Consider the following 9,759-nt stretch of genomic DNA (forward strand, 5'->3'; position numbering starts at 1 on the left):
GACAACCATGCACGACCATACGCATGCCGCCCGATCCCAGCGCATGGGCTGGGCATTCCTCTTGAACCTGTCGTTCTCGATCATCGAATTTATTGGCGGCTGGCTCACCAACAGCACGGCCATTATGGCGGATGCGGTCCACGACCTGGGCGACAGCTTGTCCATCGGCAGTGGCTGGTTACTCGACCGGCTCGGAAATCGAAAGCCAGACTCTCAATTCACCTACGGCTATCGTCGCCTGAGTCTGGTGGGGGCACTCGTCAATGGCCTTGTATTAATCAGTGGATCAATATGGGTGATATCAGAGGCCTTACCGCGCCTGCTTGATCCCGTGATGCCTCACACCGAGGGGATGATTGCCTTGGCGGTGTTGGGAGTCACTGTAAACAGTTTCGCCGCCTATAAGCTCAAGGCAGGCAAAACACTCAATGAGAAGATTCTAAACTGGCATTTGATGGAAGACGTGTTTGGATGGCTGGCGGTTCTTCTCGTGGCCTTGGTCATGCCAATCGTAGACATGCCAATTCTCGACCCATTGCTGTCAGTCGGATTTACCTTATTCATTCTTATCAACGTAGTAAAAACGGTGTTAAAAACCGGGCGCCTTTTTATACAAGCCACGCCAAACGCAAATACCGTCGATACGATCACCCAGTCTTTACTCTCCCTTGACAAGGTTGAGAGCGTCCATCACCTTCACCTCTGGTCACTGGACGGCGAGCAACACGTTCTTACCGCGCATATCAGGGCATATCCACTGGACTCACTTGAAGACTATTCAAAGCTAAAAGAAACCATCCATACGGCGCTGTCGAGCGAGGATATTGCACATACCACAATTGAAATTGAGCTGAGCGACGAGCGATGTCGGGATGAATAACACATCCACCACATCACGCCGTATCTACACCTCACCCAACCACTCTATTCCCATATGGGCGGCATTGAGCAGCACAAACACCAGACCCACCACACTGAAGAACAGCAACAGACTGAGCAACACTTTCTGCAGGACATCGCGCCCACCGGCGGCCTGCAGCTCCTCACTTTGACGCAGCCGCTCCGTATCAAGCGCGGTTTTACCACCCGACATTTTTTCCAGTGCCGAGTGCAGCGCTGCCGGATCGCAACGCTTTCCGGCGAGTTGATCGCAGGCGAGCTCGGCATCGTGCTGATAGCCCTGCCTGATACGCCTTGCAATGACTGGCGGCCACAGCAGGGACGACCAGCGCAGCATCAGCGATTTGAGGTTATCCAAACGGTAGGCGTGAACCTGTTCATGGGCAATCACCGCCTGGAGTTCAGCCGCACTGAGTTGCTGTGTGAGATGCCGGGAGACAAAAACTTTGGGGCGCAATAGCCCCACGCAGGAAGCCAGCATCCCCGGAGTATCGATAACACGCAGGGCCTGACCGGTTTCGGCTTCGGTGAGTTTTTCCAGCAGACGAAAGCGCCGTTGACTGAGGTGCAGCGACCAGATCAGTACCGCAAACACCAGCAAAACCAGCCCGCCGCTTAGCATGGCAACCGCCACTACGGCGCCCGCATTGGCATGCACCGGCGCATGAACGCCGCAGCGGCCATCGTGGCAATGCTCGGCAAGCAGATGTTCGAGCAGCGTCGGCTGGTTCAACAGCGCCACAACCGCGATGGAAGACAGCGGCGCGGTCATACTGAACAGCAAGCGCGCGGTGCTGCGCAGGGCGGGATTGAGCGGCGCAATGCCGCGATGAAACAGGGGATAACAAGCCGCCGTCAGCCATTCGGCAAGCACCGTCACAAGAAGCCATATGCCTGCCCATTTCAGCAGGAACAACAGCTCAGTCATCGGCGGACTCGGTATCGCCGCGTTGATCCGCCTGCAGCACTTGCGAGACCTCTTCGCCGAGTGCCGGTGACTTCATCCGCAGATAGTCCACAAAGCCGGACAGCATAGGCGCCAGCTTTCCAGCGGCCACATCGTCGGCAAGATCATTCATCAGCCCGCTGATCAGTTGCGACTGAGTCATCAAGGCGCGATAGCGATACGCTCGCCCCACTTTGTGGCGCTCGACCAACTGCTTGCGGTGCAGGCGTTCCAGAGTGCTTTGTACCGTCGACAGAGAAAGTGTGTTTCCACCCAGTTTATTCAGTACCTCCTGAGCACTCGCGGTATGGCTGGCCCAGAGAATATCCAACACTTCAACCTCGCGACTGCCCAGCTCCGGCAGCCGCTGTCCACGGGGTCGCGCCAGCCAGCGCGTCCATTTCCCTTTATCCGAGCTCATGCCCGTCCACCCCTTTTTTGTCTTTCACGGTACTGTCCATGGCCTCCTCGCCCCAAAACCGATGACTGGTCGGCTCTCGGCACGGCTGTTATTACATCGCCTACAACAACAAGCAAAGCGATTGCCAACCCTCACGGAGACAACATAATGTCACGACATTCAGGCCCATCCACATTACCGTCTATTCACCTGCTGGCCTTGGCAATCGGCGCCGTGAGTTGTTTGCCCGCCAACGCCCATATTGAAGAGGTGGTGGTAGAGGGGCGACGCGACGCACTGGTCGGGGATGCGCGCTCCGCGTCCGAGGGCATTATCGGCCAGGTTGATCTGGCCCTGCGACCGGTCCAGCGCCCCGGCGATATTCTCGAGGCCATTCCCGGAATGATCGTGACTCAGCATAGCGGCTCGGGGAAATCCAACCAGATGTTTCTGCGCGGCTTTAATCTGGATCACGGCACCGACTTCGCAACCTGGATCGACGGCATGCCGGTGAATATGCGCACCCACGGTCATGGGCAGGGCTACACCGACGCCAATTTCCTGATCCCCGAAGTTATCGAAAGTCTGCATTATGTGAAAGGCCCCTATCACGCCGAGCTGGGGGATTTTTCCTCGGCGGGCGGCGTGCATATCAACACATTTCACCGGGCGCCCGACAACCGCCTGCAACTGGAAATGGGCGAAGATAATTACCAGCGCCTGTTAGCCATGGGCGGCGCAACGGTCGCGGGCCAACAGCTCTTTGCCGCTATCGAAAGTCAGTATTTCGATGGACCGTGGACGGATATCGACGGCAATGCCCAAAAGCTGAACGGCCTGCTTCGCCTCAGCAGTGGTGATGACCGCGACCGCCAGTGGAGCATCACGGCCATGTACTATGACAATGACTGGGATTCTGCCGATCAGATCCCCCAGCGCGCCGTGGATCAGGGACTGATCGATGAACTGGGTTCGCTCGACGAGCGATTGGGTGGCAACTCCCGTCGCGCCAGCCTGTCTGCTCAATTCAACACGGAGACGGAGCACGGCAATACCGCCTGGGGCGCCTATGTCATCGACTACGAAATGCAATTGTGGTCGAACTTCACCTACTTTCTGGATGACCCGGTGAATGGCGACCAGTTTGAGCAGTTGGATAAACGCCGCATTCTCGGCGGGCATTGGAATCATGGCTGGCTAAGCGGCAGCCGCAACCAATTTCGCCAGAAGGTGGGCGTCGAGGTTCGCCACGATGACATCAGCGACGTTGGCCTGTACCACACAGCAAACCGACAACGCCTTGCCACCACTCGGGAAGACAGCGTGGAAGAAAGCAGTGCCGCGTTGTTCTACGAAATGGAATGGCACTTTCATGAACGCTGGCGCGCCATTCTCGGCCTGCGAGGCGACTACTACCGCTTTGATGTCGACGCCGACAATCCCCTCAACAGCGGCGACACCAGCGACAGCATTGTCAGCCCCAAAGCCAGTCTGATTTATGCGCTTTCCCCCCGCAGTGAAATGTACCTGAGCGCTGGTCGCGGCTTTCATTCCAACGACGCCCGCGGCACCACCATACGCGTTGATCCCGGCAGCGGCAGCGCGGTGGACAAGGTCGATCCACTGGTGCGCTCCACTGGCGCCGAATGGGGCATCAAGAGCACCCTGTTTGAACGCTGGAACACCTCGGTGGCGCTGTGGTATCTCGAACTCGACTCCGAACTGCTGTTTGTTGGAGATGCCGGGACAACCGAGGCCAGCCGCCCCAGCCGTCGTCGAGGTGTGGAGTTCAATAACTTCATCACGCTCAGCGATATCTGGACCCTGGAAGCCGACCTCGCCTGGACCGACGCAGAATTTTCGGACCGCAGCCCTGACGGCCAAGACATTCCCGGCGCCCTGCCCTTTGTCGCCACCGCCGGCCTCACCGCCAATGCGCCCAACGGCTGGTTTGGTTCACTGCACCTGCGCCACTTCGCCAGCTATCCGCTGATTGAAGACGACAGCGTGGAATCCGACGGCTCCACCCTCGCCAGCGCCACCGTGGGCTGGGGCAATGAGCGAGTCACCCTGCAACTGGATGTGCTGAACCTGCTCGACAGCGATGACCACGACATCGATTACTTCTACGCGTCCCGCCTGCCCGGCGAGCCCGCCGCCGGTATCGAAGACATTCACTACAAGGTGTTTGAGCCGCGTCAGCTACGGGCGCGGCTTCGCTTCACCTTCTAAGCTGACACACAACTTAAGAAGACACATAATTTAAGAAGACACACGACGACCGGCAGCGCCGGTCATGACTGACTGCGCTGGTCTAGCTGCGCCAGATACCGCTGACGTCCGCGTTCACCAATGCGTTCCATGAGTGGCAAAACTCGGGGAATCAGCCAGGGGAAACTGCCAACCAGACGGCCGGACAGACTGTCCATCCACGAGGGATAGATCTCCACTTTCCCGGTAGCCAGTGCCCGTTCGAAGGCATCGCCAATATCCGCCACCGATTGCAGGGCGCTGGCAAAATTCAGTGCGCTGCCATCATTGCGGGCCTCGTATTGCAGCATGGGCGTGTCCACCCCGCTGGGATAGATGCCCGAGACGCTAATGCCGTGAGCACGAAGCTCATTGTGCAGACTGACCACAAAACCGCGCAGACCAAACTTGGTGGCGGCGTAGCAGGCACTGCCCTTGAGCGCGATAATGCCGCCCATCGACACCGTGGTAATAATGTGCCCCCGCTTGCGCGGCAGCATATGGCGGGTAAAGGCGCGCAGCAGATGGATGGCCGAGCGCAGATTCACCTCCAGCTCCAGATCCAGCTCGCCGGGGTCGGTATCCTGCACCAGTTTCGGGAAGATCACCCCTGCATTCATGACCGCTACGTCGTAGCCGTCGGCATCGCCTTCAATCTTAGCGCACAGCTCAGCCAGTGCCTCGCGATCACACAGATCCGCCGCCACCGCCGTAGCACGGCTCAGTTGCTCCGCCAGGGTCTGTATCGCCAACAGGTCGCGGTCGACCAAGGTCAGCTCATAGCCCTGACGATCCAGACGGCGGGCAATTTCCGGCCCGATGCCGCCGCTGGAGCCCACCACAATCGCTCTCTTTTTCTCGCTCATGATGCCACTCCCAGTTCGCGCTTCACCTGCCCCAAGACCTTCAGATAGCGGTCCACATCGACGTAATTGGCGTGGCGCGGCGTGGCAATATAACGATGGCCTGCCTTGAGGTCGGGATCGTGGTGCTGCTTCTTCTCTGCCAGTTTGCGAGCCAGACTCGTCTCCTTCGTTGCCGTCGCATCAGCCACAATCAGCTCGGCCATTTCATCGAAGCTGGCGTAGGCCGCCGAGGCAAACTCCACAAAGCCCAGTACCGCCAGATTGTTGTAGCGCTTGGAGAAAATACGCAGGTACAAGTCGGGGCGCCCGCCTTTGTCTTCCCAGGCATCTTCCGGCAGAAAGGGACTGGCGTGCTGGTAGCCCGTCGCGGCAATCACCAGATCAATCTGCTCGCGGCTGCCATCGGTGAACACCACCTCATCGCCCTCGAAGCGCTCGATTCCCGGCTTGGGAATACAGTCCCCGTGCTTGATGTAATGCAGAATCTGCGTGTTCATCAGCGGGTGAGACTCAAAGATTTTGTGATCCGGCGTAGGCAGGCCGTAATCTTCCGGCTTGCCGTTGATCAACCGCAACAAACCGCCAAACAGCATCTGCTGCAAACGAAACGGTAGCTTCGGCCCCTTTGTCGCCAGCACATCGGAGGGAATTCCCATCAGGTGCTTGGGCAAAAAGTGATAACCACGACGAGTACTCAAAAAGGCTTGATCCGCCGCAAAGGCCGCATCGCAGGCAATATCCACCCCCGAGTTGCCACAGCCCACAACCAACACCCGCTTGCCCGCAAACTCCTGGGGCGAACGGTAGCTGACCGAGTGGCGAATCTCACCGCTGAACTCGCCGGGCCATTCAACGATATTGGGCTCCCAGGTCACCCCGTTGGCACAGATCAGATAGCGGGTTTGCAGTACCTCGCCACCGCTGAGCTGCAGTTGCCAGAGGCCGTCATCATTCTGAAAGGTCTTGACCACCTCGGTGTTAAAACGAATGTGCTTACGCAAATCGTGGTGATCGGCATAACTGCGGATATAGCTCAGCAACTGCCGGTGACCGGGATAATCGGGGAAATTTTCCGGCATGGGAAAACCCGGAAAGCCGGAGCAACTGCGCGAGGAAATAAAATGCGCTGATTCGTACATCGGCGAACCGGGCGCATCGATATCCCAAATCCCGCCCACATCGCCATTGCGCTCCAGGCTCACAAAGTTAACGCCGCTTTCCGCCAAACGGCGTGTCAGTATCAGGCCGCCAGGCCCCGCTCCTATTACTACAACATCGAATACAGAATCCGCCATCACTGCCCCCAAAATAAAACGACCAAAGGTCACTTTTTCAAACAAAACGCGACCATTGGTCACATATTAAAACGTGATCGTTAGTCACTTTTAAGGTAAAGTCAAGCGATGACAACGAATAACAGCAAACAATTACGCCGCCAGCCCGAACAGGACCGCGCCAAAAAGAACCTGAATGCCATGCTGGAGGCCGCCGCCACACTCATTGGCGAATGCGGCGCGGATGGCTTTTCCATGGCCGAGCTGGCGCGCCGTGCGGGGGTTTCCAAGCCCGCCCTGTATCGCTATTTCCCCAACAAACAGGCGGTATTGCTCGAACTGGCAAGGGCCAGCTTTCAGGAAAATCGCGAACTGTTGGTCGCCAGCCTCAAACCCGACAACGACGATGAATGGCAGGCCATGCGCAAGGCCATGCAGCAGTATTGTCAGCTTCAGCGCTCGCAGCCCTACCGCAGCCACCTCCGTGCCGCGATTCAGGCTGACCCCGAACTGATGGCTCTGGATATGGCCGACACCCGCCAGAACAGCCGCTTCGCCGAAGACATTTTCACCGAGCGCTATCCCGGCGTGGATCGTCAGGCGCTGCGCACTCGCCTGATGCTGATCATGAGCTGCGCCGAAACCGTTGCCCATATGACTACCCAGGTGAGCAGCAGCGAAGCCGAACAACTGATCGAGCAGTTTATTCAGATGTGTCAGGCCAGCCTGCCGGCATCCAGACAGGCTTAGCGCCTCTAATAGCAGCGGCGGCTGCGCGCCAGCTAAGGGCTAACGCGAAAAGACTGTCGCGATTTAATTAAACGCATCGTAATCTTCCAACGCTCCAACCAATGTCCCAAAACAGTTAGACTGCGCTCTTTTCTCATCGTCGGACATCTCATGAGCAACGAAAACAAGAGCCTTAGCGGGCTGCAGCGTTTCAGCAATAAATCCATTATCGTCACCGGCGCCGGGTCGGGGATTGGCCAGGCAACGGCACTGCGTATTGCCTCCGAAGGCGGCGCGGTCATCGCGGTAGACCTCAATGAAGCCGGGTTGCAGGAAACTGTTTCAGCCGCTGCAGACATGTCTGGCAGTGTTCGCGCCTACTCGGCGTCAGTCGCGGAAGAAGAACAGGTCAAAGCCCTGATTGCCGACGTTAAAGACAAAGAAGGCAAGCTGGATGCGCTGATTAATATGGCGGGCATCTTGCGGTCCATGCCCAGCACGGAAACCTCGTTGGCAGAATTTCAGCAAATTCTGAACGTCAACCTCATCGGCACCTTCCTGTGCTGTCGCGAAGCCATTCCCGCACTGCTGGAAACCAAGGGCTGTATCGTCAATGCGGCATCTACCTCAGCCCAATTCGGCCACCCGTATATGGCTGCCTACGCGGCCAGTAAAGGTGGTGTGTATGCGCTCACGCGCACGCTGGCATGGGAATACCTCAAGCAAGGCGTTCGGGTAAATGCCGTTGCACCGGGCGGCATTTTGACCCCGATGGTACTGGCGCAGGGCGAGCGAATGGCAAGCCTCGACATGGATCTCTTTACCCACCTCAACCGCCCCGACGGTCAGTTCGGCGCGCCGGAACAAGTCGCGGGCGTTATCGCCATGCTGGCATCTGCCGATGGTGCGCATATGACGGGCGAAGTAGTGAAAGTCGACGGTGGCGTTCACAACTAAACCCTGAGCGATCAGCGGGGCTGACGCCCCGCTATAGGGTGGCCAGTTACGCGGTCAAGGGCTTCGCCATCGGGCGATCAACACGCACCGAGAACGGCATTTGAATCTCGTAGGTCACCCCGGCTACGCGGGTAGGAATGAGTGAACCCGGCTCCAGTTCTGGCGGGAAAATACCCAATGGGCGGCTGCGCTGCCCCGAGACATAAATGCGATCGCCACTCGGTGCAATCGCAATGCCTGTCACTTCCGTCAAGCTGGGACTGCCCGGAAGCTGTAACAGGGGAATGGTCGTGCGGTCGGGCAGCAACACCATACAGCGCATAAAGCCGCCGTCTTCCACGACCAGCATTTCACCATCGAGCGTCATGGCAATATTATCGACACCGCTTAATGGCTCCTCGTCCAAATCAAACGGCGAACCAATCACGCCGTTCTCTGGGTTATAGATACTCTCGATAGTGCCCCCGGCAACATCAATCGCCCAGATATTGTCGTCGCTCTTGGTAGAGAAGAAGACCATTCCCTCCAAGTACCAAACACCTTCGTTGCCGCCGAAAATGGTGGCATCCACTTCATCTACCGTGTCTGGCTGAGCGCGACCATCATCAACGGCATCGTTCCATTGGAAGGCGACCGGCCCCAGACGCGCAGCCTCAATGCCATCCGGCACAAACAGCACCTGCAATTTACCGGCATCCATGTTCGGGCGTTCCGTCGCCTCCGGCCAATCATTCAGCTCCCAGACAGTGCGATAGAAACGATCGGTGTCGGTATCAATATCCTCGGTGTGATAAATGGCGCGGTGCTCGACATCCACCGCCACCATCTCATGAGCCTTGCGGCCAAAACAGGGCAGTTCAACAGCTTCCCCACCATCGCGGAGCGGGCTGCACTCGAACATTTTTCCGTCCCAGATTTCTTCGCCGTTAATCCAGGTTCCCCACGGCGTGGCACCGCCAGAACAGTTGGTAGTGGTGCCGCGCTGACAGGGATAGGCATCCACCAGATTACCGAGCGCATCAAAGCGCAGTGCGCTCACACCACCGCCAAAGAAGGGCGGTAACAACGCCGCTGTATCGCGATCGAGGTTCCGGCGAAAAATGCCGGTGGGATCCTGATCTCGAATGGTTGTCAGATCTCGCGCTTCGGAATTACTGACGTAAATCCAACCACCGTCATCCGTGCGAAAGGTGCCACCCCCATCAGGGTCGGAATGCCAGATAAAAAAGGGATCAACCTCTGGCACCGGCGGCTCGCCAAAAACCGCCAATTGGCGCGACGTAAAGCCTTCGGGCAAGCGAATGCCGTCGTCATTGGGCTCAAGCAATGGCCCGATAGTACGGAACTTACTGGAGAAACCGGCCGACCGACCGCCGCCGCTTCCACCGGAGCCTCCGCCGCAGGCTGTTAACCAGCTGGCGGTGGCGACGCTACCGG

Annotated in this window: 9 protein-coding genes; 4 read left to right on the forward strand and 5 right to left on the reverse strand. The window is 57.9% G+C overall.

What is annotated here, in order from left to right; all coding sequences use genetic code 11:
* Positions 1 to 7 precede the first annotated feature (7 nt).
* A complete protein-coding gene (locus AC5DB9_RS06830) occupies positions 8 to 880 on the forward strand; it encodes a cation diffusion facilitator family transporter (RefSeq protein WP_272991794.1) in 873 nt (290 codons plus the stop codon).
* A gap of 24 nt (positions 881 to 904) precedes the next feature.
* Here the strand turns inward: AC5DB9_RS06830 and AC5DB9_RS06835 are convergent, their stop codons facing one another.
* Complete coding sequence (locus AC5DB9_RS06835) at positions 905 to 1,828, reverse strand: M56 family metallopeptidase (RefSeq protein WP_272991797.1); 924 nt, start codon at positions 1,826 to 1,828, stop codon at positions 905 to 907.
* Complete coding sequence (locus AC5DB9_RS06840) at positions 1,821 to 2,267, reverse strand: BlaI/MecI/CopY family transcriptional regulator (protein WP_272991800.1); 447 nt, start codon at positions 2,265 to 2,267, stop codon at positions 1,821 to 1,823. Before AC5DB9_RS06840 ends, AC5DB9_RS06835 begins: the two co-directional genes overlap by 8 nt.
* A gap of 147 nt (positions 2,268 to 2,414) precedes the next feature.
* On the opposite strand from AC5DB9_RS06840, the gene AC5DB9_RS06845 reads away from it, so the two are divergent.
* Entirely contained in the window at positions 2,415 to 4,478 is a 2,064-nt protein-coding gene (locus tag AC5DB9_RS06845) for a TonB-dependent receptor (RefSeq protein WP_272991803.1), read from the forward strand.
* A 62-nt stretch (positions 4,479 to 4,540) separates the two neighbouring features.
* Here the strand turns inward: AC5DB9_RS06845 and AC5DB9_RS06850 are convergent, their stop codons facing one another.
* Positions 4,541 to 5,362: an SDR family NAD(P)-dependent oxidoreductase gene (locus tag AC5DB9_RS06850; RefSeq protein WP_272991806.1), complete on the reverse strand. Its 822-nt coding sequence runs from the start codon at positions 5,360 to 5,362 to the stop codon at positions 4,541 to 4,543.
* Positions 5,359 to 6,657 carry a flavin-containing monooxygenase gene (locus AC5DB9_RS06855; RefSeq protein WP_022958152.1) on the reverse strand — a complete coding sequence of 433 codons (1,299 nt, stop codon included), beginning with the start codon at positions 6,655 to 6,657 and terminating at the stop codon, positions 5,359 to 5,361. Before AC5DB9_RS06855 ends, AC5DB9_RS06850 begins: the two co-directional genes overlap by 4 nt.
* 108 nt (positions 6,658 to 6,765) lie before the next feature.
* Here AC5DB9_RS06855 and AC5DB9_RS06860 point away from each other — a divergent pair, with 108 nt between their 5' ends.
* Both AC5DB9_RS06860 and AC5DB9_RS06865 read left to right on the forward strand, forming a co-directional pair.
* Positions 6,766 to 7,386, forward strand: a complete 621-nt coding sequence (locus AC5DB9_RS06860; RefSeq protein WP_272991810.1) for a TetR/AcrR family transcriptional regulator — start codon at positions 6,766 to 6,768, stop codon at positions 7,384 to 7,386.
* Positions 7,387 to 7,536: 150 nt separating this feature from the next.
* Positions 7,537 to 8,322, forward strand: a complete 786-nt coding sequence (locus AC5DB9_RS06865; RefSeq protein ID WP_022958154.1) for an SDR family NAD(P)-dependent oxidoreductase — start codon at positions 7,537 to 7,539, stop codon at positions 8,320 to 8,322.
* A gap of 46 nt (positions 8,323 to 8,368) precedes the next feature.
* On the opposite strand, the gene AC5DB9_RS06870 is transcribed toward AC5DB9_RS06865, so the two are convergent.
* A partial coding sequence (locus AC5DB9_RS06870; RefSeq protein ID WP_491732033.1) for an alkaline phosphatase PhoX occupies positions 8,369 to 9,759 on the reverse strand: 1,391 nt, incomplete at its 5' end.

It is taken from the genome of Spongiibacter sp., from assembly GCF_984394615.1.